The organism is Photobacterium sp. WH77 (assembly GCF_022014395.1).
In the GTDB taxonomy this organism is placed as follows: domain Bacteria; phylum Pseudomonadota; class Gammaproteobacteria; order Enterobacterales; family Vibrionaceae; genus Photobacterium; species Photobacterium arenosum.
Genome location: NZ_JAKLTE010000006.1, coordinates 251,473 through 274,333 on the forward strand (window position 1 = coordinate 251,473; position 22,861 = coordinate 274,333).

The 22,861-nt window shown below is 46.9% G+C and carries 19 protein-coding genes and 1 other RNA gene; 16 read left to right on the forward strand and 4 right to left on the reverse strand.

Translation table 11 applies throughout. The features are described from left to right. The first annotated feature begins 1 nt into the window (after position 1). The 4 genes from L6J37_RS09180 to L6J37_RS09195 all read left to right on the forward strand — a co-directional run bounded on the left by L6J37_RS09180 (position 2) and on the right by L6J37_RS09195 (position 3,176). The gene (locus tag L6J37_RS09180) at positions 2-901 is read left to right on the forward strand and encodes a LysR family transcriptional regulator (protein ID WP_237794844.1); all 900 of its coding nucleotides are present in this window, start codon (positions 2-4) and stop codon (positions 899-901) included. 40 nt (positions 902-941) lie between these two features. Further along, positions 942-1,304 (forward strand): GFA family protein, encoded by a 363-nt coding sequence (locus L6J37_RS09185; RefSeq protein ID WP_237794845.1) that lies wholly within the window; start codon positions 942-944, stop codon positions 1,302-1,304. A 303-nt stretch (positions 1,305-1,607) separates the two neighbouring features. Next, positions 1,608-1,859: a helix-turn-helix domain-containing protein gene (locus L6J37_RS09190; protein WP_218383703.1), complete on the forward strand. Its 252-nt coding sequence runs from the start codon at positions 1,608-1,610 to the stop codon at positions 1,857-1,859. Further along, complete coding sequence (locus tag L6J37_RS09195) at positions 1,860-3,176, forward strand: type II toxin-antitoxin system HipA family toxin (protein WP_237794846.1); 1,317 nt, start codon at positions 1,860-1,862, stop codon at positions 3,174-3,176. A 121-nt stretch (positions 3,177-3,297) separates the two neighbouring features. Here L6J37_RS09195 and queC read toward each other — a convergent pair whose 3' ends face one another. Both queC and L6J37_RS09205 read right to left on the reverse strand, forming a co-directional pair. Then, positions 3,298-3,996 carry a 7-cyano-7-deazaguanine synthase QueC gene (gene queC, locus L6J37_RS09200; RefSeq protein ID WP_237794847.1) on the reverse strand — a complete coding sequence of 233 codons (699 nt, stop codon included), beginning with the start codon at positions 3,994-3,996 and terminating at the stop codon, positions 3,298-3,300. A gap of 105 nt (positions 3,997-4,101) precedes the next feature. Beyond that, positions 4,102-5,169, reverse strand: a complete 1,068-nt coding sequence (locus tag L6J37_RS09205) for a PLP-dependent cysteine synthase family protein (protein ID WP_192014758.1) — start codon at positions 5,167-5,169, stop codon at positions 4,102-4,104. A 135-nt stretch (positions 5,170-5,304) separates the two neighbouring features. Between L6J37_RS09205 and L6J37_RS09210 the strand changes: the two genes are divergently transcribed. From L6J37_RS09210 to L6J37_RS09220, 3 genes are all read left to right on the forward strand, one after another. After that, a complete protein-coding gene (locus tag L6J37_RS09210; protein WP_192014759.1) occupies positions 5,305-5,781 on the forward strand; it encodes an Lrp/AsnC family transcriptional regulator in 477 nt (158 codons plus the stop codon). A gap of 259 nt (positions 5,782-6,040) precedes the next feature. Continuing rightward, entirely contained in the window at positions 6,041-7,786 is a 1,746-nt protein-coding gene (locus L6J37_RS09215) for an ABC transporter transmembrane domain-containing protein (RefSeq protein WP_192014760.1), read from the forward strand. Beyond that, positions 7,783-9,567 carry a SmdB family multidrug efflux ABC transporter permease/ATP-binding protein gene (locus L6J37_RS09220; protein ID WP_237794849.1) on the forward strand — a complete coding sequence of 595 codons (1,785 nt, stop codon included), beginning with the start codon at positions 7,783-7,785 and terminating at the stop codon, positions 9,565-9,567. Before L6J37_RS09215 ends, L6J37_RS09220 begins: the two co-directional genes overlap by 4 nt. A 162-nt stretch (positions 9,568-9,729) precedes the next feature. Here L6J37_RS09220 and tesB read toward each other — a convergent pair whose 3' ends face one another. Continuing rightward, positions 9,730-10,596, reverse strand: a complete 867-nt coding sequence (gene tesB, locus L6J37_RS09225; RefSeq protein WP_192014762.1) for an acyl-CoA thioesterase II — start codon at positions 10,594-10,596, stop codon at positions 9,730-9,732. A gap of 129 nt (positions 10,597-10,725) precedes the next feature. On the opposite strand from tesB, the gene L6J37_RS09230 reads away from it, so the two are divergent. Next, a complete protein-coding gene (locus L6J37_RS09230) occupies positions 10,726-11,148 on the forward strand; it encodes a YbaY family lipoprotein (RefSeq protein WP_192014763.1) in 423 nt (140 codons plus the stop codon). A 52-nt stretch (positions 11,149-11,200) separates the two neighbouring features. On the opposite strand, the gene L6J37_RS09235 is transcribed toward L6J37_RS09230, so the two are convergent. After that, a complete protein-coding gene (locus L6J37_RS09235) occupies positions 11,201-11,527 on the reverse strand; it encodes an MGMT family protein (protein ID WP_192014764.1) in 327 nt (108 codons plus the stop codon). Between the two features lie 39 nt (positions 11,528-11,566). Between L6J37_RS09235 and L6J37_RS09240 the strand changes: the two genes are divergently transcribed. The 8 genes from L6J37_RS09240 (at position 11,567) to L6J37_RS09275 (ending at position 22,846) form a co-directional block, all read left to right on the forward strand. Beyond that, the gene (locus L6J37_RS09240) at positions 11,567-12,298 is read left to right on the forward strand and encodes a hypothetical protein (RefSeq protein WP_192014765.1); all 732 of its coding nucleotides are present in this window, start codon (positions 11,567-11,569) and stop codon (positions 12,296-12,298) included. A 151-nt stretch (positions 12,299-12,449) separates the two neighbouring features. After that, an RNA gene (gene ffs / locus L6J37_RS09245) (signal recognition particle sRNA small type) lies at positions 12,450-12,546 on the forward strand. Between the two features lie 652 nt (positions 12,547-13,198). After that, positions 13,199-14,440 (forward strand): HlyD family secretion protein, encoded by a 1,242-nt coding sequence (locus L6J37_RS09250; protein ID WP_218383668.1) that lies wholly within the window; start codon positions 13,199-13,201, stop codon positions 14,438-14,440. Positions 14,441-14,488: 48 nt separating this feature from the next. Next, positions 14,489-16,600, forward strand: coding sequence for a peptidase domain-containing ABC transporter (locus L6J37_RS09255; protein ID WP_237794850.1), 2,112 nt, complete (start codon positions 14,489-14,491; stop codon positions 16,598-16,600). 26 nt (positions 16,601-16,626) lie between these two features. Continuing rightward, a complete protein-coding gene (locus L6J37_RS09260; RefSeq protein WP_218383664.1) occupies positions 16,627-17,832 on the forward strand; it encodes a lanthionine synthetase LanC family protein in 1,206 nt (401 codons plus the stop codon). 122 nt (positions 17,833-17,954) lie between these two features. Continuing rightward, positions 17,955-21,101, forward strand: coding sequence for a lantibiotic dehydratase (locus tag L6J37_RS09265; RefSeq protein ID WP_237794851.1), 3,147 nt, complete (start codon positions 17,955-17,957; stop codon positions 21,099-21,101). A 138-nt stretch (positions 21,102-21,239) separates the two neighbouring features. Further along, on the forward strand, positions 21,240-21,416 hold the full coding sequence (locus L6J37_RS09270) for a hypothetical protein (protein WP_192014770.1): 177 nt from the start codon (positions 21,240-21,242) through the stop codon (positions 21,414-21,416). A gap of 299 nt (positions 21,417-21,715) precedes the next feature. Next, positions 21,716-22,846, forward strand: coding sequence for a hypothetical protein (locus L6J37_RS09275; RefSeq protein WP_192014771.1), 1,131 nt, complete (start codon positions 21,716-21,718; stop codon positions 22,844-22,846). The last annotated feature ends 15 nt before the right edge of the window (positions 22,847-22,861 follow it).

Sequence of the window (22,861 nt, forward strand, 5' to 3'; positions counted from 1 at the left end):
GATGGATATGTCATACCTCAACTTGCCGCTGCTGCACGTCTTTCATCTGGTGGCAGAGCGCGGCAGCTTTCAGGCAGCAGCGACTGAACTGCATTTACCGCGATCTTCGGTCAGCAAGAAAATTCGCCAGCTTGAGCAGTTTATTGGTCAGCCTTTGCTGCACCGTTCCACCAGGCAACTGCAGCTGACGGATGTTGGCCGCAACCTGTTGCTGGGCACTGGTGATCTCAGGGTGGTATTATCGAACCTGCATGGCATCATTGACGAAACGCAACAGACACCGAAAGGGCGGGTGAAAATCAGTGCCAGTATTCTGATGGGGCAGCGCTTTGTGGTGCCGGTGCTGAAACAACTGCGCCAGACGTATCCGGATATTGTGATTGAGCTGAGTCTGGATGATCAGACGGTCGACTTGCTGGATGCGAAAATTGATATTGCCATTCGTATCGGTCAGCTACCGGACTCTTCCCTGATTGCCCGAAAGATCGGGAACAAGCACTGGGGATGGTTTGCCTCGCCGCGTTACCTTGCTGAGCGGGGCCGCCCTCAAGCGCCGCATGAACTGGCGCAGCACGATTGCCTGGTGTTTGAAAATACGACCAGTCGCTTTAATTTCTGGCCTTTTCAGGACGCGAGCGGCGACACAGAAACGGTTGAAGTGGCCGCGGCAATCAAAACCGACAACAGCCGGGCTTTGGTGGACATGGCGTGTGAAGGGCTGGGGATTATTATGGTTGACCCTGCTTTCGTGCAGCAGGAATGCCAGCAGAACCTGTTAGTGCCTGTGCTGACAGATTGGCGCCATCCAGAGCGCAGCCCGATACAGCTTGTCTGTGTCGGCGAACGGACCAAAGCATCGCAGGCGGTCTGGCAGTTTTTGCTGGCGCACTGGCCGGGGTAAAGTCATCATCGGCATTCAATCAAGAAAAGGAGTGTCAGGTATGTATCAAGGCCAGTGCCATTGCGGCAATGTCCGTTTAACCATTGCACGACTTACCGAAACCGCCACCCGCTGTAATTGTTCGCTCTGCCACCGTTACGGGGCACTGTGGGGGTATCTGACCGAATCAGAGGTGGATATTCAGGTGGGGGAGTTTGGCTCCGAGTATTATGAGCACGGTGATAAATGCATTCATTTTCATCGCTGCAAACGCTGCGGCTGCGTGACACATTATTCTTCGGCACCTGCTTCCGGCAGTGATCGGCTCGCGGTGAATTACAGCATGTTTTCAGCCCGGGAGATCAGGTCGGTTCGGATCCGTTTATTTGATGGGGCGGATACCTGGCAGTTTATTGACGAGTGAGTGGGAAATAACTCAGCCACCCAGCCAATGTAACAATTGCCAGCAGCGTTTAGCCTGATTACGGCAGGCTGGTCGATAGCCGCAGCGAGATCAGTTGAGTCCGCGGACCCTCTCTTGAGGGATGACTGGTTCGGCAGTAATGAGAAAAATATGTTTGTCGGTGAGTGCTTTACTACTGAATGATGCTTTTTACACGCAACTCCGTGTATTTTGTTTTTTACACGCATTACCGTGTATTTTTGTCTTTACACGGTAATGCGTGTAATATTGGTTTTACCGGTTATCGCGTGTAAGGAGTTAACAGTGAAAGTCACTTCCGCCCGTCAGCTCAGTCACCTGCTGCAAGATCAGCGCAAGAAGCAGGGCCAGTCACAGAGTGTCGTTGCCCGTAAGGTCGGGCTACGGCAGGATACAGTTTCGAAATTTGAGAATGCCCCGGACGGGAGCCGCCTTGATACCTTGTTCAAGCTGTTGGCGGCACTGGATCTGGAGCTGGAGATCTGTCCGCGCGGCGAAGCCCTCTCAACGGCAACTCAGTGGAAGGAAGAGTGGTAAATGGCTGATCTCATGATTGCGATGAATGGTTATCCGATTGGCACACTGCATCGCTCTCCATCCGGCGCTCATGAATTTTGGTATAGCGAGAGCTGGCTGAATACACCGGGAGCGCGTCCGATCTCCCTGTCATTACCTCTGGGACGACGTCGGTTTAAAGGGGAAGTGGTTTATAATTTTTTCGATAATCTGTTGCCGGACAATATGCAGATCCGCCAGCGGATTGTTGCCCGCTATCATGCGGCTTCGAGTCAGCCGTTTGACCTGCTGGCCGAGGTCGGTATGGACTGTGTCGGCGCGCTACAGATTTATCCGTCCGGATATCAGCCGGAAGCTGTGCGTGCGATTCACAGCAAGGTACTGAATGAGACGGCTTTGCGCAAAATTCTACAGGGCTACCGGGCCGACGCACCACTAGGAATGATTAGCAATGAAGTGGATTTTCGAATCTCCATTGCTGGTGCGCAGGAAAAAACAGCCCTGCTTCGACAGAAGGGCCAGTGGCATCTGCCAATGGGCAGCACCCCGACCACACATATAATCAAGCTGCCGATCGGTACGATACAAAGCCCTTCTCATACCATTGATTTAAGCGCCAGTGTCGAAAATGAGCTGGTATGTTTACGCCTGGCTGCTGCGCTGGGGTTGCCGGTTGCAGAGGCTGAGATGATGACTACGGGTGATATCCGGGCGCTGTCGGTCACCCGGTTTGACCGCCGCCTGGCCTCTGATCGTCAGTGGATCATGCGCCTGCCGCAGGAGGATTTCTGCCAGGTACTCGGCGTTTCTCCTGGTCTTAAATATGAGAGTGACGGCGGACCTGGGATTGTCGATATCATGACTTTTCTGCTTGGCTCGGCGTATCCAGAGCAGGATCGCGCAACTTTCATGCGTGCTCAGGTCGTGTTCTGGTTACTGGCTGCGACAGACGGCCACGCAAAGAACTTTTCGGTGTACCTGCTGCCAGATAGTGCATTCCGGTTAACGCCGCTGTACGACATTCTGTCTGTCTATCCGGTGATGGGTGGCGCCGGACTCTCGGAGCGCAAAGTGAAAATGGCCATGGGGCTGCACGGTACTAAGGGGCGTCAATACAAGTGGTATTCTATTTTTCCCCGTCATTTTCTGACTACTGCTAAAGCTGCCGGATTTGATGAAAATGCAATGCAGGCGATTTTAGATGAGGTGCGGAACAAAGTCCCTGCGGCGGTGGCAACCGTCCGGGCATCGTTGCCAGCTGATTTTCCTGTTGAGATTAGCGAAGCAATTTTTGAAGGTATGCTGAAACGGGCGCAGCGGATGGGTGAGATTTGCTAGAACGGATTTTTTAAATTATTTATTTCCATCAGTATGTTGTGCGAAATCGGCTAGAAAATGAAGATGCCGATGATAGACCAGCCGCCGTGGCGGCTGGTTTCGGAAGGTGTTAGATCGGTATTTACGCCCGGTTTGCAGCCTGCTTGTCGGTCAGCGCTTTCATCACTATGTCTTTGTTGCTCTGGTAGGACTCCAGGCCTTCACGGCGCAGATCGCAAGACGGGCAGTTGCCGCAGCCGTCGCCAATCACACCGTTGTAACAGGTCAGGGTCTGATTGCGGATGTAATCCAGCTTACCGTGCTGATCGGCCAGCGCCCAGGTTTCGGCTTTGTTGAGCCACATCAGCGGCGTTTCAATGCGCAGCGGACGATCCATGCCCAGTACCAGTGACTGATTCAGTGACTTCACAAATTCATCACGGCAATCCGGGTAGCCGGAGAAGTCGGTTTCACACACACCGGTAATGACGGCTTCTGCGCCTATCTGGTAAGCGTAAATGCCTGCCAGCGTCAGGAACAGTATGTTACGACCCGGCACAAAGGAATTGGGTAAGCCGTTATCTTGCAGCTCATGGGACACAGGAATATTGTCACGGGTCAGTGAGCTGATGGCCAGTTCATTGAGCAGGCCGACGTCCATTACCTTGTGCGCGGCAACACCTAAGTCTTTGCCAATGGCCTCTGCAATTTCAATTTCCAGTTTATGGCGTTGACCATAGTCAAAAGTGATGCAATGGACTTCATCATAATTGGCCATAGCCTGAATTAAACAGGTGGTAGAGTCCTGTCCGCCACTGAAAACGACAACGGCTTTGCGCATGGTGTTGCTCCGAATCTGGTTCAAAAATGAAGGCACATCCTACCCTGAGAGTCAGGATATGCCAAGCCACCTGCTTTGTTACAAGCACTTACCGGGAGAGTAGGATCAACTGAGTTGCCCTGTCTGTTCGAAGACCGCCAGTTGCTCAAGGTAAGGCTGAATATCACCTATGTTACTGGCCACCCAATCGGTGTCGAAATAGGTATCCAGGTAGCGCTCGCCACTGTCGCACAGCAAGGTCACGATGGAGCCTTGTTCGCCGCGTGCTTTCATATCACTGGCCAGTTGCAGCACGCCGTATAGGTTGGTGCCGGTAGAAGCCCCGGCTTTTCGGCCCAGCAGTTTTTCCAGCCAGTGAACGGTTGCGATACTGGCTGCATCCGGAATGGTGCGCATGTCATCGACCACGTCCGGGATGAAGCTTGGCTCGACACGCGGGCGGCCAATTCCTTCAATACGGCTGCCGCGCTCACCTTTCAGGGCGGGATTCCGGGTGAGGTAGTAATCGTGAAACACCGAATGCTCAGGATCCACCACACATAGCTGGGTGTCGTGCATCTGATAACGAATATAGCGGCCTATGGTGGCGGAGGTGCCGCCTGTGCCGGCGCTCATGACGATCCAGGTTGGTATCGGGTGCGCTTCTAACTGCATCTGTTCAAAAATGCTCTTGGCAATATTGTTATTGCCGCGCCAGTCGGTGGCACGTTCCGCGTAGGTGAACTGATCCATGTAATGACCGTTCAGTTTTTCAGCCAAACGACGAGATTCGTCATAAATCTGGCAAGGGTCGTCTACAAAATGTGCCTGGCCGCCATAGAATTCAATTTGTTCAATTTTTTTACGGGCAGTCCGGCGGGGGACCACGGCAATAAACGGCAAGCCCAGCAAGCGGGCAAAATACGCTTCGGAAACCGCGGTGCTGCCAGACGAGGATTCGATGATAGTCGTGTGCTCGCCAATCCAGCCATTGCACAGGCTGTAGAGGAACAGAGAACGGGCCAGACGGTGCTTCAGGCTGCCGGTCGGGTGAGTACTTTCATCCTTCAGATACAGGTCGATCCCTTCAATGGCCGGAATGTCCAGCTTGATGAGATGGGTATCGGCTGAGCGCTGAAAGTCGGCTTCGATTTTTCTGATGGCCTGGTTCACCCAGAGTGGATCGTGACGCATGAAACATCCTTGAAAATTGGCTGATTAACTCAATGAAAGTTTACGCTAACGGGAGGAAATTTCTTTGCTATTATTATTGTTGCTTTGATTAATTATAGAAATTTTTTCTTCAAAATAAACATTTCAGGGAAAAATATGGCCGAAAAGAATGCAGCGGAAATAGATACCACGGACCGATTGCTGCTGGACTTGCTGCAAATGGATGCCAGTCTGTCGCTTAATGATTTAGCAGAAGCTGTCAATCTGACTACTACTCCTTGCTGGAAACGTTTAAAACGGCTGGAAGAAGCGGGGATACTGAAGCGGCGGGTGGCCTTGCTGGATCCGGTCAAATTAGGCCTGTCATTCATTGCCTTTGTCCAGATAAAAACCAGCGATCATTCTCAGGACTGGTATCACCGTTTTGTCGCGACAGTGAGTGAGTTTCCGGAAGTGATGGAGTTCTACCGGATGGCCGGAGAATACGACTACATGATGAAAGTTCAGATGGCAGATATGTCTGCGTTTGACAGCTTTTATAAAAAACTGGTCAACAGTATCAGCGGATTAACCAATGTGACCTCTACGTTTGCCATGGAACCCCTGAAATACACCACAGCGCTTCCTTTATAAATCTCTGATTTGTATTGAAAAAGTACTGTATAAAAACAAATATTCCGTTAACGCTGTGAAAATAGGCAGCATCACCTGCTGTTTTGCTGCCATTCCTTACATTTGGGTTGATAACCAGCCTGCCTTTTTGCCAATATGTTGCTAGATTGTCACCTCAGTGTGACGAGTGATTTTATCCTCTCGATCCACCCGACTTTATAATATTTTTCTGTTCTTCGGCTTACTTCTCGTGAGCAGACCGTGCTTTGCTGGAGGAAACATGCAGGTTTTTTGGCAACTCAGGTGGTATTTTCGGCAAGAGTGGCGGCGATATGGCGGCGCGATCGCTATTTTTGTCATTATTGCTTTTTTTGAACTGATTCCACCCCGGGCCATAGGCTGGATAGTCGACGGTGTGGTTGAAGGCAAAATGACCATCAACACCATGCTGATGTGGCTGGGCGGACTGGCCGCGATGTGGGTGCTGGTGTATGTGTTGCGGATAGTCTGGCGTCTGTGGTTGTTTGGCAGTGCCGCGAAACTGGGCACTGTGCTCAGAGACAAACTCTATCGCCATTTTACCCGGCAGGCGCCGAATTTTTTTGAGCGCCACAAAACCGGTGATCTGATGGCCCGTTCAACCAATGATGTCAATGCGCTGGTGATGACAGCCGGAGAAGGCGTACTGACCGCGGCGGATTCGCTGATCACCGGATTGGCGGTTTTGCTGATCATGACGACCCAGCTCAGCTGGCAACTGACGATTTTAGCGCTCCTGCCTATGCCTGTTATGGCCTTGCTGGTCTCGCGCTTTGGCAGCCAGCTGCATGACAGATTCAGCGAATCGCAGGCCGCTTTTTCCGCCCTGACGGACACCACGCAGGAATCGCTGAACGGCGTCAGGATGATCCGTGCTTTTGGTCTGGAGCAAAGGCAGCAGGCCGCGTTTGAGAAAGTCGTTGACCATGCCGGTGAAAAGAATTTCGGGGTGGTGCAAGTGGATGCCAAGTTTGACCCTGTGATCCAGCTGACAATCGGGATGTCCTTTTTCCTCAGTGTCGGTGGCGGGGCCTATTTAATTCATCAGGGGGAACTGACTCTGGGCGATCTGACCGCTTTTACTCTGTATCAGGGGTTGATGATCTGGCCGATGCTGGCCATTGCCTGGCTGTTCAATATTCTTGAGCGCGGCTCAGCGGCATGGAAACGCCTGCAGGAAATTTTGGATCAGGCCCCGACTATCGTCAGCGGCGCCAAAGCACTGGCGGACACCCGTCAGGCGCTGGATATCCGGATTGAGGCATTTTCCTGGCCGCAGCAGCGCCAGCCTGCCCTGCAGGAGCTGGCGATCCACTTGTCGGCAGGTCAGATGCTGGGGCTGGCCGGGCCGGTAGGTTGCGGTAAATCTACCTTGCTGGCGCTGCTATTACGCCAGCAAGAGCTGAGCCATGGGCGCATTGCGTATGGCGGCGTGTGTATCCGCGATGCACTCCTGGAGCAATGGCGCAGCCGTTTTGCGGTGGTTAGCCAGAGTCCCTTCCTGTTTTCCCGCTCGATTGCCGATAACATTGCGCTGGGCAGGCCGGATGCCAGTATAGATGCCATCCGTCACGCTGCCGGATTAGCCTGTATTGATGAAGATATCATGCTGTTTCCTGAGGGGTATAACACTCTGGTCGGAGAAAAGGGCATCACGCTGTCCGGCGGCCAGAAACAGCGCATTGCGATTGCCAGAGCGCTGCTGCTCAATGCTGAAATTCTGGTACTGGATGATGCGCTGTCGGCCGTCGACGGCAAAACAGAACACAGGATCCTGCGTAATCTGCGCAGTCAGCCTCAGCGGCAAACCGTGATTGTCATTGCCCATCGCCTGACCGCGCTGGAGCAGGCCGATGAAATCGTCGTGCTGCAGCACGGTCAGGTGAGCGAGCGTGGAACGCACGCGGACTTGCTGATCAATGATGACTGGTACGCCGAGATGCACCGCTACCAGAAACTGGAACAAGCCATTGAGGAGGGGCAATGAAAAGACAGGCAGTTAACCGGGCGGTATTACAACGGCTGCTCAGGTACGCGCTGGACGATAAGCGCAACCTGTTTATTGCTATCGCGTTATTGTTCGTGGCCTCACTGGCGGATGTGTCCGGTCCCTGGTTATTGCAGCGCTTTATCGATAACTATATCGCCGTTGATCAGTTTCCGGCGGCCGATGTCGCGGCGTTAGTGGCGGCGTATATTGCGCTGATGATGCTGGCGGGAGCGTTTAAATACGCCCAGTCGCTGCGTTTTAATCAGATTGCCATCGGCGTGGTGCAGAAAGTCCGCAAGCAATTGTTTACCCGGGTGATGAACCAGCCTCTGTCGGCCTTTGATTACATGCCCAGCGGCAAGCTGATCTCCCGGCTGACCAATGACACTGAATCGATTAAAGATTTCTATGTTTTTGTGATTGCGACCTTTTTAAAGAACGTCACTTTGATTGTGGTGATGCTCACTGTGATGTTTATCATGAGCTGGCGTCTGACCCTGGTGGTAATGGCGTTGTTGCCGGTTGTGGTGGGTGTGATGGTGGTGTACCAGCACAAAAGTGCCAGTGCCTATCGACGCATGCGCGATTTGCTGGCGGACATTAACTCCTCGATGAGCGAGTCCATCCAGGGGATGAGTCTGATCCAGCTTATGCGGCAGGAAAAAGCCTTCAGTGCCTATTTTGCCGGGCTGACCGATCAGCACCTCAGGGCGCAAATCGGGGTCACCAAACTGAACAGCGTGTTATTGCGGCCCTTGATTGATCTGCTGTCCGGGATAGCCTTGCTGACGCTGGTGGCGCTGTTTGGTTTTGGTGGCACAGATCTTATCGGGGTCGGGGTGCTGTATGCGTTTCTGAGCTATCTGGGCCGGGTCACCGAACCGCTGATCGAAATGACACAGCAATTATCATTGCTTCAGCAGGCACTGGTGGCCAGCGAGCGGATCTTTGCGCTGATCGACTCGCGTCAGCAAGCATACGGTGAGGATGAAAGGGCGCTGACCAGCGGGCATCTGGCATGCCGTAAGCTGAGCTTCAGCTATGACGGCAAGCAGAAAGTGCTGGACAACATTGATCTCGAACTACCGCATCAGGGGTTTCTGGCACTGGTCGGGCATACGGGCAGCGGCAAAAGTACCCTGGCTTCGCTCATGATGGGCTTTTATCCAAGCTCCGAAGGCGGCGTCGAGTTAGATGGCCGTCCGCTGGAAAGCCTGAGCCGGCCTGTGCTTCGTCAGGGCATCGCCATGGTCCAGCAGGATCCGCACGTACTGAGTGATACCGTCAGGGAAAATGTCAGCCTGGGGCGGGAGATGACTGATGATCAGATCTGGCACGCATTAGAGACGGTCGGCCTGGCCGGACAGATAAAACAGTACGAGTTTGGTTTAGACACTGTGCTGGGAGGCGGGGAAGTGAACCTGTCTGCCGGACAGAAGCAGTTACTGGCACTGGCCCGTGTACTGGTGGAGCAGCCGAAAGTGCTGATACTGGACGAAGCGACTGCCAATATAGATTCAGGAACAGAGCAAAAAATTCAGCATACGCTCTCGGTGCTGCGTCAGAACATGAGTATTGTGGTAATTGCGCACCGGCTTTCAACCATCATGGATGCCGATGAGATTGTGGTATTGCATCATGGGGAAGTGATTGAAAGAGGCACGCATTTCAGCTTGCTTTCTGAGCGCAAACAGTACTGGCAAATGTACCAGTTGCAGCAGGTAAGTGATCATCTCCAGCATTTGGAAGAAGCACCTGCCGAGACAGCAGAAAATTGACATCAGCCTGACAAAAATGTACAAGTCATTCACTATAAATGGCTCCCGGGATAATGGTGGCATATTGCTATTCCGGGAGCTTTGCCGTTAGTGAGTGCTCAAGGTCTGTAAGGTGAATGTCTGCAAGATGAACGTCTTTTAGATGATCGTCTTCCAGATAAATCAGTCTTCACGTTTACGCATCAAACCTTCCTGTACGGCGGAAGCAACCAGCTCGCCGTCACGGTTATAAATCTCACCCCGGACCAGACCGCGTGAGCCGCTGGCTGATGGACTGTCAATGACATAAAGCAGCCAGTCGTCCATACGGAACGGGCGGTGGAACCACATGGAGTGATCTATGGTGGCCACCTGCATTTTCGGGGTCAGTAACGTGACGGCATGTGGTTGAAGGGCGGTGACCAGGAAACCCCAGTCTGAGGCATAGGCCAGCAGGTACTGGTGAATGCGAGGATCGTTCAACATTTCACCATTGGCTCTTATCCATAGGTATTGTTTGGCCGCCTCTGATTGAGGATGGAGCGGATTGACCACAGTGACCGGACGAACTTCAATCGGTCGCTCGCAGCCAAAGGTCTCGACAAATTTGCGGGGCAGCTGGTCTGCGATGGCTTTGACATGGTCCTGTTCAGGCTTCAGAGACTCGGGTGGTGGGGCATCTTCAGGCATTGGGAACTGGTGGTTAAAGCCGTCTTCCAGCGCCTGATAAGACGCTGTCAGGTAAAAGATAGGGCGACCGTTCTGAATTGCTTTTACCCGGCGGGTGCTGAAGCTTTTACCGTCACGCAGGTTTTCGACATCGTAGATAATCGGTTTTTGCGGATCACCCGGCAGCAGGAAGTAGCTGTGGAAGGAATGGACAAACCGGTTCTCAGGCACAGTTTCTTTCGCTGCTGACAAGGACTGTCCGATGACCTGGCCACCATAAACCTGGGGTAAACCAAGATGTTCACTCTGGCCGCGGAACAAACCTTGTTCCAGTTGTTCTAAGTGCAACAGATTGAGAAGTTCGTTCAGTTCTTTGCTCATCGGAGCTCCAGTTATAATGCTATTATTAGCCAAATTTTTACAGTTAGTTATCCATAAACTCAAGGCGAAAGGTTCTGAAGTGTTAGAACCATCAGTTTGTGGGAGGAATATCAAGGGCAGGGTACAACGATGAAAAAGATGTTTGCGTTACTAACCTTATTGGTCACGGCTATGGTTATCTCAGCATGTACAAATATGATCAATAAAGAAGCAGGTGTCGAAAAAGTTGAAGGTAATCTGACGTATCGTGAGCGTATGGCGCTTCCGGATGATGCGCTGATTACGGTGACCTTGTCAGATGTTTCTCTGATGGATGTGCCCGCGACAGTGATCAGCCGCCAGTCGTACCTGGCTGCAGGCAAGCAGGTGCCTTTTTCATTCAGCCTCCAGTATATGGAAGAAGAGATTAAGCCATCTCATACCTATGCCGTGAGCGCGCGAATCGAAGTGAACGGTAAGCTGCTGTTCATCACAGATACTGCCAATCATGTGATTACCGATCCGGCCAAAACCACTCAGTTGGATCTGATGCTGGTACGCGCAGCACAATAACTGCATAACCGCACCCTTATACTTAAAACCCGGCTTTTATGCCGGGTTTTGCTTATTCAGGAGATCTCTCTTCTGGGTATCCATCCCAACGGTAACGCTTCAAAGCAATCCTGCCCGTAACAGAAACCTCAATGCCATCAGCAATCAGACATTGCCGCTGGCGCAGGAAGTCATCACCCTGCTGTGAAATTTTCCCCTGACTGTTGATCACCCGGAACCAGGGCAGTGTAGAGCCTTCCGGCAACTGGCCTAACAATTTTCCCACGTGACGGGCATAACCGGGAAAGCCCGCAAAGCGGGCAATATCACCGTAAGTCGACACTTTGCCGTCGGGGATCTGCGCGATCTGGCTGTAGATTTGATTCTTAAAGTCGTCCATATTGGGATCCTGGGTAACAATTTGTGCAGGGAGGTGCAAATGTTATATACCACAATCCTGGCTGTCATGAGCATGTTACTGACCATTGTCGGGGTCAGCGCCCTTGGGCTCGCACAGCATCATTTAACCGTGCTTGCGGTGGCCATCCCCGCACTGTGGCTGTTGCCGCAAGGCGGCGTGTCCGCTGTGTTGCTGTTAATGGGTATCGGCATGTTTGGCGCCGTATTGCCTTTTCAGCCGCTCGCCCTCTCGGTGAGCCTGCTGATGATGCTCCCTGTCCTGACTGTCTCTTTCTCGCCCCGGGGCAACTGGCAGGTTGCGGCGTTACTCTTTGCTGTGGTGATCGCCATGGATGCCGGCTTACTGGCCTTGCAGGGCGAAGAAAAACTGGCAGGCCAGGCCGCGTATACCTTGCTGCAGGTGCTGGCGGTCTGTTTCATCTGGCTTGCCGCTCGCTACTGGCGCCCGGTTAAAGCGAATTATGGCTGGCCATTACTGCTGGCAGTGCCTTTATGGCTCGGTGGGCTGACACCGGCCGCCTTGGTTGTACTGTGCATCATAGGTGTCATCGTCGCACTTCAGACCCTGTACCAGCAGAATCAGCTTGTCTGGGTAACAAGGCTCAACTGGGTATTACCGGCGATTGCCTTTGCCACCCTGGTGGTGATCCCCGAATTTGAAGTGCCTAATCCTGTTTTAGTCGCTTGGCTGCTGGTGTTGGGCAGCGCCTCGCTGGCCGAATATTTACTCAACGAATTCGAAAGTACATAAAGGGAACCCGGCAGATGGGTAATAATCCAGCAGTCAGCAGCACGCGGCTTGCCAATGCCTTGCATTGTCTTTGGGGTTAGTGGATAATCCGTCCCGTTCTCGCAATTACCTGAAAGGGTTACCAGTGAGACATCGAATCTATGGAGGCCCCCATTGGTCCTCCCGCAACACTAACTCGTGAACCCGGTCAGGCCTGGAAGGGAGCAGCCGCAGCGAGCGACGTGTGTGCCGGGATGTGGCTGGTGGGGGTCTCCACCCATCTGGCGTTTGTGTTGCTTGCACCATAAGCCTGCATAATTCCCCTAAAAGCGTACATAATTGGCACCATAAGCGTGCATAAGCTATTTTTGTTGTAGTTTAACAACAAAACGGGCTAGGCATTATGTATCGTCGTCAGCTCGAATATTCCCGCGTAAAAAACTATTTAAATTTGTAAGTACCAAGTGCAGTGGTAATGACCCCGAACAGCATTTTAGGTGGTCAAGACAGCACTAAAGAAAGAGCTGTATCATTATAAGATAACGTCGTCCATTTTCTGCAAAGATCAAACTTGAAGCTGCATGTTTGGTGCTTAACCAGAGGTACTCAATTTCTAAAGCCAGTCACTCCTAAAATATGAATGAAACGGTACTATTCTGAGAACTAGCTATTTAGGAACCTTAACTTTTATCTAATATGAGACCAGAGGCACAAAAGAATAGGTAAACAATTTAGTTCTTGCAATTCCAGTCAATCGGTTAATGATTCTGCTCTAAATGTTTATCCTAGCCTAATCTTCTGATTTTTATGAATATGGTATGTAACTAGGCTGTTTGTTTTTATTGGGAGCACTTTGAAAGATAAGTTATTTTCTGTGACAATACAAAAATTGGGAATGTTAAAAATTAAGAGATCTTGCCCATGTTTCGCCGGGAAGCGGTAAATCATCAATATAATAAACTTTGGGGAGATGTAACTCTTTCTCAACCATTAAGCCACCGGGCTTTTTTCTTTCTTTTGGTTTTAATATTCCTCAGTGGTATGTTTTTTATTTTTAATGCAGAGTATAAGAAAAAACAAACAGTAAGTGGTTATTTACTGCCGAATAAAGGTGTTATTAAAACTTACTCGCCTGGCAGTGTTTATGTGACAGAGGTTTTTATTCAGGAAGGGCAGTACATAGAATATGGAATGCCTTTGTTTAGGCTTAAATACAAGCACAGTACAGATTTAGGGATAGACCTGAATGATATTCTTTCAGAAGAAATTAATAAGCAGCTTTCAATAATTAATGATCAGAAGATTCGAACACATAAGCTTTTCGAAAACAGGAAACGAGCATTCAATGAAGAGATTAACTCGAAACAGACTCAGATCGAATTGATTAATCTGAAAATTATTCAGGCCGAATCGCGTAAATTAATGGCTGAAAATCGACTTTTTAATTATGAAAAGATGTCAGAGAAAGGCTTTTTGTCAGACATTGATGAAGAGAGTCAAAGAGACCTTTTGCTAACACTACAACAAGATATTGTCACCCTAAAAGCAAAAGTTGCACTTCAAGAGCAGGAGATACGTAACCTCAATATAGAACTCGAACAGTTACCCCTCGAAGAAGAAAAAGAAATACAAGACCTGTTATTATCTGAGTCTCAGAAAAAGAATCGTTTGACTGAATTATCCGGAAAAAGTGAAATCCTTTTACGTAGTTCATCAACTGGCCGAGTGACGGGTTTAGATATAAAAGTAGGTCAATTACTTCGGCCACAGCAGTATATGTCGAGTATTTTGCCTGAAGGATCGGTTTTATATGCAGAGCTGATGGTTCCCACGAGTGCTTTCGGCTTTGTTTCTAAAGGTCAGGTCGCAAGAATAAAACTCGATGCATTTCCGTTTCAAAAATTCGGCATGTTGGATTCTGAAATATATGAAATGACAGGAAATATTATTCTTCCAGGAGAATTCACTCTTCCTATTGCGAATACTGAACCTATGTATCGAATTAAAGCAAAGCTTGCCAAACAAACAGTTCAGGCATACGGAAAAGAAGTGCCTTTACAAGCAGGAATGCAACTTGAAGCTGACATTATTACTGATACACGGTCATTAGCTGAGTGGTTAATGGAACCGTTGTTTAGTTTGAGAGGAGTTGTGGAGTTTTAGGGCTTTAGGTCTATCTGCATGGTAAGGTTAATAAGGGAATATTAAGCATTGAAAACAATACTCCAGTCAGAAGCTGCAGAATGTGGCTTGTCGTGTTTAGCTATGATTGCGGACAGTTATGGTTATAAATCAGATTTGAATTCTCTTAGAAATAAGTATACGCAGACCCTAAAAGGCGTTAATTTACAACAGCTTATTAATATTGCTGACGAGTTGAATTTAGCTGGTCGAGCGTTAAAACTGACTCTCGAACAGCTGGGCCATTTAAAATTACCCTGTATCATTCACTGGGACATGAATCATTTTGTGGTGCTTCTATCGGTATCTAATAAGTCTGTGACGATTGTTGACCCTGCTATAGGTAAACGGACTCTGTCTCTGGAGAGTATAAGTGATCATTTTACCGGAATAGCGCTAGAGTTAACGCCGACAAAAGCCTTCAAAAAACAAGATGTCAGGGTGAAGATGAGACTTTCTCAGTTTATTCACTCGGTAAATGGCCTAAAACCTGTTCTTTTTCAGCTTTTTGCGCTGTCGTGCATATTGCAGGTGTTTGCTTTGGCGAGCCCGTATTATATGCAACTCGCGATAGACGAAGTGATCGTGAGTTTTGATCAAAGCCTGCTCTCAATGCTCGCACTGGGCTTTGGCTTAGTGGTTTTACTTAATGTAGCGACCAGTGCATTGCGTGGCTTTGTTGTTATCCACCTTGGTGCGACCCTTAACCAGCAACTGGCCTTCAATCTTTTCCAGCACTTAATGCGTTTACCCTTGAGCTTTTTTTCAAAGCGCCATATGGGCGACATCGTATCCAGATTTGGGTCGTTGGAACAAATAAAGCAAATGCTAACAACAGCTATGGTGGAAGCCGTTATTGATGGCATCATGGCAGTGATGACGTTAGTCATGATTTATCTCTATAGTCCGCAACTTGCGTGGGTAGTATCAGCGGCTATGCTGCTATACCTCTTATTGCGTTGTTTGTGGTACCGACCACTTCATGAAATTTCCGAAGAAGCCATTGTGGCTGATGCAACTGAAAACACCAACTTTATGGAAAATGTGCGTGCAATGCAGACCATAAAGCTTTTTGGTATTGAAGCAAAACGACAGGCTCTTTGGCAGAACCATTATACAAAGGCGTTGAACCTCAATGTACGAGTAGAGCGGTTAAATCTGGCCTATAACCTTTCCAAGAATTTTCTTTTTGGTGTTGAAAATGTTCTGGTTATTTTTCTTGGCTCACAGCTTGTTATGGCTTCAGGTGGAGATGAAATTTTTACTATCGGCATGTTCATGGCGTTCATGGCCTATAAAATGCAACTTATACAGCGCTTCTCTTCACTAGTCGATAAGCTCATTGAGTTCAAAATGCTGGGTTTACATTTAGAACGCCTTTCTGATTTGGCACAAGCTGAACAGGAATCCCACTTACACTCCAAGCAAAATCATGATATGTCAGGTCAGCTGAGCATCAATAATATATCTTTTCGCCATTCCTCGGGAGAGCCTTATTTATTCCAGAATCTGAGAGCAACGTTTGAGCCCGGAGAGTGTGTGGCAATCGTTGGGGCTTCAGGAGGTGGAAAAACGACATTGATGAAAGTCATGCTTGGGCTGTATCAACCTGAATCTGGTGAAGTAACTGTCGATGGGAAAAGCCTGGATGAACTGGGACACCTTCAGTATCGACGTCAAATAGCGACCGTTATGCAGTCGGATGAATTGTTGTCGGGATCTATTGCCGAAAATATCGGTCAATTTGATCCAAATCTCGATATAGATAGTGTTAAGGCATGCGCAAAAATGGCAGCCATTGATCAAGATATTATGGCGATGACAATGCAGTACAACTCGCTTGTTGGTGACTTGGGCTCAAGCCTTTCGGGTGGACAAAAGCAGCGAGTGCTTCTTGCGAGGGCGTTATATCGCAGCCCTAAAATACTGTTCTTAGATGAAGCGACTTCTCATTTGGATATTGCTTCAGAAAGTGCCGTTAATCGTTCTCTTTCTGAACTTAACATTACTCGCATTCTTATCGCTCACCGCAAGGAAACAATACAAATGGCTGATCGAGTATTGGAGCTTAGGGATGGGCAGTTGTTTGAAGTAACCGCTCAGTACAAAAGTATCAGCAAGATTACTGAATACTCCCAGTGACTAACATAACAACCAGAGAACAAGCTATGAGTTCAATTTGGGCGAAGGAACCTGATCGTATAAACATTATTAACAGCTTACTTCATGATATTTGTTCTTACTTAAATGAAAAAGCGACGGACACTGATCCATCGCTCTATCGTGGATTGGCAGGTCAATTGCTCTTTCAATGGAATTTGAGAAAGTATAACGAATCCTTAGTCGACCTAACGCGCTTTGAAAAAAAGTTCGATATGTTTCAATCTCAAATGAGTGATCTGAAGGATATCTCGTTTGGTAAAGGATTGAGTGGGTGCTGCTGGCTCCTTGAGTTGTTGTCTGCTGAAGCTGATGAAGCAGAGTATGATCAGGAGATTAATCGAGATTTCGAATTGTATCTGGCTGAAACGTTTAGCGATCATCAATGGAGTGGTGATTATGAACTCGTATTTGGTCTGGCTGGCTATGCGGTTTTTTGTCGCAGGCGTTTTATTAATAATCCCCACGAAAAGGCGTATCGTTCAATACTTGAAACATTAACCAGAAGTGCAGTGAATACAAAAGACGGATTGAGCTGGAGTACACCTGTCTCATCAGCACTACGTTTTAATTGTTCCTCTGATAATGAATTTAATCTTGGTGTAGCGCATGGCGTAGGCTCTGCTATTGCAACACTCAGTTTTGCTCTTCCGCTAATTGGGGACGAATGGCAGCAAATCAAAGGGATCTTAGAGCGCTCTTGCCAGTGTTTATTGGCTAATCACAACTCGCCCGAAGCCAGTACATTTTTTGGTTATTATGCTGGACAGACATGCGAGACACGCCTTGGTTGGTGTTATGGTGATCTTAGTGCTGCCTGGGTACTGTCAAACGCCGCTTCAGCATTGAAAGACGAAGCAATGTTGAGTCGTGCAAAGGAAATTGCATTGGCTTCGACTCATCGTACATTGCAGGGATCGGGTGTGGATGACGGTGGATTATGCCACGGCAGTTCAGGTTTGTTTCATATTTATCGTAAGCTGTACAAAAAATTTGGTTTATCTGAGTTCTATGACGCCGCTGACTACTGGCTTGACTATACATTGTCTCTTTATCGGGAAAAAGGATTATCCGGACTCAATCAGTATGTATCAGAACAGGGTGTTTCTATCGAAAATGCAGGACTTTTGGAAGGCTATTCTGGTATTGGTCTCTGTCTACTAACTGCAGTTGGCGTTGATGACAGTTGGGATGATTGTTTGCTCCTCAGTTAATTAGAACTTCCTTTACAATAATCAATCACATTAAGCACCGCTGCTTTTCTTCATTCGATTTACCGTCAATCTAGCCTTAGTTTACTTAGGGGGGAATGACGATTTAAGACATGGACAATGATATGAAAAAAATAAAGTGTGACAATTTCTTTGTTATGAGAACACCAAGTCTGCCTGTGACTGATTATTTTTCATGGGAAGGTGACGACGAGCAACTTACCAACACTTTGGAGAACTGGCTCGAATATCCGAAAGTCAGGGAAGCACTGTATCTATCTAGTCCATCATTATTGTCAAGAATCCCGATATGGAAAAAAGATCCCAACAGTAAACAAGGGAAAAAAATTGGGTGTGCATTGCTAAAATACTATATACGGATGCATTGTCGCCCTACGCCATTTGGCTTGTTTGCTGGTATCAGCAAAGGGGAATTTAGCCATACAACAGATTTGTGTTGCTTACCGTGGGAAGAAGATAAACGAAAAACCAGGCTCGATATGTTATATCTTTCAGGGATACGTGATTATCTTTCTCTGGAAGAAAATATTACAAAACACACTGTAGTGAAATCGAACACTACCCTTTATCACTCAGGCCACCGCACATTGAGGTATATCGAGTCTTATCAATCTGGTAATGCATTGAATTACCAACTTAGTGAGGCTGAAACAGATGAGTACCTTGACTCCATACTAGAGCTCACAAATAAAGGCATAACTTTAAATGTGTTAGTAGATAAATTTTCAGATGCTTATCCGTTAATTGCAAGGGACGATATAAGGCAATACGTAGAAGATCTTCTTAGTGAGAAGATCTTAATATTGGATATGCCTTTGCCTCTCACAGCAGAAGAGCCATCTTCGCATTTGGTGAAATCTCTCTCTATGTCAGGGCTAATGAAGTACTCGTCGGTATTACATTCGGTAGTTGACACCCTCCAAGATTTCGACACCAAAACGCATGTCAGCACTGAAGGTTATTCAGAGGTGGTAGATAAGCTAAAAGCATTACCTTTTCCGCTTAATCCTACAAAGTTGATTCAGGTAGATACGGAGCGTAATTTTTCATCAAAGCTCCTCAGCAGGGATATTGCTGATTCCATTGAAACAGCATGTTCATTACTAGCAGGGGTCACGCACGAAGCAGCGAATCCACTCAAAAATTTTATCACTCAATTTCAGCGTCGATACGAGGGGCGTTTTGTCCCTCTCAATAAAGTGCTAGATGATGAATCAGGGATTACCTTTGGATCTGAGAAAGGCTACGAATCACCTCTATTGGCAGGTATTCCCCTGAGTGTGAGTTCAGCTAATGGTAAAGCTCTAGAAAGCACACCGTTGGATGACCTGATCTTGAAAAAATTATGTCGTAGGGGGGCCTTTGCTGAGGAAGAAATTTACCTGGATCGGAAAGAGCTAGAAAAGTGTGCAAGGCCGGGTAAGACGGAGTTGCCGGTTTCGTTTGGAGTTCAGGCCTCCTTATTCGAAACAGGAGATGAAAAGGAAACCTTGATTCATTTTCAGGGTTGCTATGGTCCATCAGCAGCGAATTTTTTAGGTCGTTTTTGTCATCTGGATAAGGATCTCACAAAAAAAGTAAGAGAGCACCTTCAAAGAGAAGAAAATTCGCGACCTGAAGCTATCTTTGCGGAAGTGATCCATTTACCGGATGGTAGACCTGGAAACGTTATTTCACGCCCTAAGCTGAGGAATCATGAAATTGTATTTTTGGCGGATTCGGATCTCGATGAAAATTTTCAAATCCAGCCTAAAGAGCTTTTTGTTTATGTTGAAAACAATCGGGTACGTCTGTGGTCAAAACGGTTGGGTAAAGAAGTGATTCCCCGAATGTCTTGTGCCCATAACTTCAATGCAAACAGTTTGGGAATATATAAATTTCTCTGCCAGATCCAACAGCAAAATATACAACTCCCCCAATTTATTTGGCCTAAAGCACTGAGCGTGGCGGAAGTATTACCAAGGGTGAAGCTTGGTAATATTATCTTATCTCCCAGAACGTGGAACCTTCAAAGGAAACTATTCATTGAATTAGAAAAGATGCCGAAATCTCAGTTTACTGAGCAAGTTAACCGTTTTCTTTCTAAGTATGACCTGCCAGAAAATGTTGTATTTTCACTACATGATAATGCATTGACATTGAACTTAAGAAGCGCTAAGTGTCTTCAGGTTCTTTTGAGCGAAACGCAAGGTTTGGATACCGTAAAGCTTCAGGAGTCTCTAAATCATATTTATTCACCACTCGTGAAAGAGCAGAGTGATAGCGTTAAAAGATATGCAAACGAAGTTCATTTTTTGTGCATGAATCAGGAAAAGAAGGGAGTCGGTTCAGTGCCGGAATCGACAGCAACATTTAGTGAGCCGAGCCAAGAGAAAAGGCGTTTTATGCCAGGAAATGAATGGCTTTCTTTGCATATTTATGGAGGAAACTCAGATGTTGAGAACCTTCTTACTAAACATTTATCTCCTCTTATTAAAACAATGCAGAAAGAGAATCTTTTCAGCAATTGGTTTTTCATACGATATAGCGATCCTGATTGGCACCTCCGTCTTCGATTTAGAGGCGAACCGAAAACCTTGCTAAGTCGAGTACTCCCCGCGGTTTCAGAGGTGCTTTGCTCATTAACAGAGGTTGATAAGCTTGCTCATTTCACAGTCGCACCTTATGAGAGAGAAATAGAAAGGTATGGGGGGGATGCTACTATTGCTATTGCTGAGTCCTTGTTTGAGGTTTGCTCAGAAACCACACTTAAGGTTTTAAGTCAAATTGATATGCATGGAGAAAGTCTACGCTGGAGAGCTGCTATTATGATTTCAGACAGCGTACTTTCATCATTTGGTTACGAGTTAACTGATAAACTTTCGTTAATTAGTCGGTTACGTAGGGCGTTTGGGAAAGAATTCTCTGAAACGTCAGCGCTTCGTAAAATATTGGGGCGTAAGTACAGAGAATTGTCTGGTTTCCTTCATTCCGATTTATCTAGAGATAACTCTTTCCCTGTGAATTATCCCCCTTCTGAGCTCTTTTCAATTGTCCAGTCTCATGAAAAAAGTGTTTCAGTATTCAGCAGTAAGTTACTTAGTTTAAGTGGTGATGAAACAATAATATCGAAAGACGAGTTGTTGGCTTCTCTTCTTCATATGCAACTTAATAGAATTTTTCGGGCTTACAATAGGCAGCATGAGTTTGTAGTCTACGATTTTCTTCGAAGATACTACTTGAGTACACAAACACTTACGGCTAATAACTAATTTGTCATTTTCATAATTACGTGACTAGCCGCATAATAGAGCATAAATTTATATTATTGTTGCTACTTGACTGTTCTTGATATGTTACGTTCTATCAAGTCAGTCTTGAATGCTGGCATTAAAAAATAGGAGAAAGTAATGAAACTTAATGTTAAAAAAACTGTAGTCGCAAAATTATCGAAAGATGCAGACAACATGCCTGTTGAAATTGAACGTGAAGCAGCAGAGCAAGTTGCAGGTGGCTGGCCAACTTTATCAGTTGGCCTTTCTTGCATGAAAACAAAGCCTGTTCAAGCATCAAGTGAAAGTGAATAAATACCAAAAAGGAATATGACATAGTTGCTATTGAGCTAAATTATGCAATTAGTCTGTTTCCTGCTTTGTAATTGTGTTTATGGCAGATGTATACAAAGTTAAAATGTCTTACTGTCAGGCACTCAAAATAATAGAGTGCCTGATTTTTTTCATATCTATCTTCTTCTGAGACAATAACCATGATCAATACTTCATCGCTATTGCATGTTTACCCCGGCTTCATTAATGATTTAATTCAGCATGTAGAGCGCTTTGATAGTCTCGGTAGTAGCAATGGAGGTGAGGTGTATGGATCCTTAATGGAACCATTGCTGCTTAAAGAGGCATTCGATGTTGAATCTCTCTCTGAAGACGTTATTTTTACATTGCTTACAAGTTTAAAGGAAGACAGCCGTCAGAATGGCTCTTCCAAATTTCGTCTTTATATTGAAGGAAAGGAAAACCAAGCGGAGGAAAAGAGGTTTATAGGAGAAGAAAGAGAAGCGTCAGAAAGCATTGAACAATTTTTTATGCGGGTTTCTGAAGGGAAGAAATTCGGTATCGTCATTAACGGTGTTCAACAGTGGTCAGATGATATTTCCCGGTTCGCTGCAAAAGTATTCAAGCCTTTAGTTGAAAGATATGGCTATTCATGCGCCTCTGTTGAAGCAACATTGTTTATGGGAAATTACGGATATACTCCATTTGGTATTCATGTTGATGATCCCTATACGCATGTTGTTCACTTTCATCTTGGTCCGGCGGCTAAATCGATGACACTCTTTGAACCGGAATTATTCCATCAACTAAACGGGCCAGAAAAAAATTGTTATCAACCTGAAGACCTGATCTCCTACGGGGATACATACGAAATAAGTGCAGGGTCTATGTTTCTTCTGCCTGCTAATTACTATCACGTGGGTAATACTCAGTCATTTTCTATTGGGCTGGCATTATCAATTTCCAAGAATCCAGAGAGTGCTATAACACAATTCCTGCTCTATGATGCAGTTAATGACAATCGCTTTGCAGGTGATGTTCACGAAGTGATAGAACGTTTAGAAATCAGTCAGATCACACTGGCTGAGTGGATGTCAGAAAGACTTGAAGATCACTGTCTGAGAAATAAAAGTCAAAAAGGGCTAAGATATTCTTTTATCGAACGTGAGGTTCCAGAATTTGAAAATAACACCGTATTTCTGCTTGATCCTGATTTCTCCATAGAGTTTGCGGATAACGGGGAAAAAATAAGGGTTTTTTGTAGAGGGAATAAAATAAAGTTGTCTTCTGAAAATCAGTTTATAGGTTTCCTTCAGTGTCTTACTTCCCAAAAAGATACTTTTACAATTAGAAAATTATATGAGTATTTTAATGGAGAGGTTAATATGGATACGATAACCTTTTTAATTGCATTATTTTATTCATTTGGTGTGATTCATATACGCGAGTAGATTTTTAAATATTTT

What these genes read in the sequence shown, in the direction of transcription:
- L6J37_RS09230 (WP_192014763.1), top strand. Translation starts at nt 10,726, where the DNA reads ATGAAAAAGATGTTTGCGTTACTAACCTTATTGGTCACGGCTATGGTT.
- queC (WP_237794847.1), bottom strand. Translation starts at nt 3,996, where the DNA reads ATGCGCAAAGCCGTTGTCGTTTTCAGTGGCGGACAGGACTCTACCACC.
- L6J37_RS09250 (WP_218383668.1), top strand. Translation starts at nt 13,199, where the DNA reads ATGTTTCGCCGGGAAGCGGTAAATCATCAATATAATAAACTTTGGGGA.
- L6J37_RS09205 (WP_192014758.1), bottom strand. Translation starts at nt 5,169, where the DNA reads ATGCGTCACGATCCACTCTGGGTGAACCAGGCCATCAGAAAAATCGAA.
- L6J37_RS09240 (WP_192014765.1), top strand. Translation starts at nt 11,567, where the DNA reads ATGTTATATACCACAATCCTGGCTGTCATGAGCATGTTACTGACCATT.
- L6J37_RS09180 (WP_237794844.1), top strand. Translation starts at nt 2, where the DNA reads ATGGATATGTCATACCTCAACTTGCCGCTGCTGCACGTCTTTCATCTG.
- tesB (WP_192014762.1), bottom strand. Translation starts at nt 10,596, where the DNA reads ATGAGCAAAGAACTGAACGAACTTCTCAATCTGTTGCACTTAGAACAA.
- L6J37_RS09185 (WP_237794845.1), top strand. Translation starts at nt 942, where the DNA reads ATGTATCAAGGCCAGTGCCATTGCGGCAATGTCCGTTTAACCATTGCA.
- L6J37_RS09220 (WP_237794849.1), top strand. Translation starts at nt 7,783, where the DNA reads ATGAAAAGACAGGCAGTTAACCGGGCGGTATTACAACGGCTGCTCAGG.
- L6J37_RS09270 (WP_192014770.1), top strand. Translation starts at nt 21,240, where the DNA reads ATGAAACTTAATGTTAAAAAAACTGTAGTCGCAAAATTATCGAAAGAT.
- L6J37_RS09195 (WP_237794846.1), top strand. Translation starts at nt 1,860, where the DNA reads ATGGCTGATCTCATGATTGCGATGAATGGTTATCCGATTGGCACACTG.
- L6J37_RS09275 (WP_192014771.1), top strand. Translation starts at nt 21,716, where the DNA reads ATGGAACCATTGCTGCTTAAAGAGGCATTCGATGTTGAATCTCTCTCT.
- L6J37_RS09235 (WP_192014764.1), bottom strand. Translation starts at nt 11,527, where the DNA reads ATGGACGACTTTAAGAATCAAATCTACAGCCAGATCGCGCAGATCCCC.
- L6J37_RS09215 (WP_192014760.1), top strand. Translation starts at nt 6,041, where the DNA reads ATGCAGGTTTTTTGGCAACTCAGGTGGTATTTTCGGCAAGAGTGGCGG.
- L6J37_RS09260 (WP_218383664.1), top strand. Translation starts at nt 16,627, where the DNA reads ATGAGTTCAATTTGGGCGAAGGAACCTGATCGTATAAACATTATTAAC.
- L6J37_RS09210 (WP_192014759.1), top strand. Translation starts at nt 5,305, where the DNA reads ATGGCCGAAAAGAATGCAGCGGAAATAGATACCACGGACCGATTGCTG.
- L6J37_RS09265 (WP_237794851.1), top strand. Translation starts at nt 17,955, where the DNA reads ATGAAAAAAATAAAGTGTGACAATTTCTTTGTTATGAGAACACCAAGT.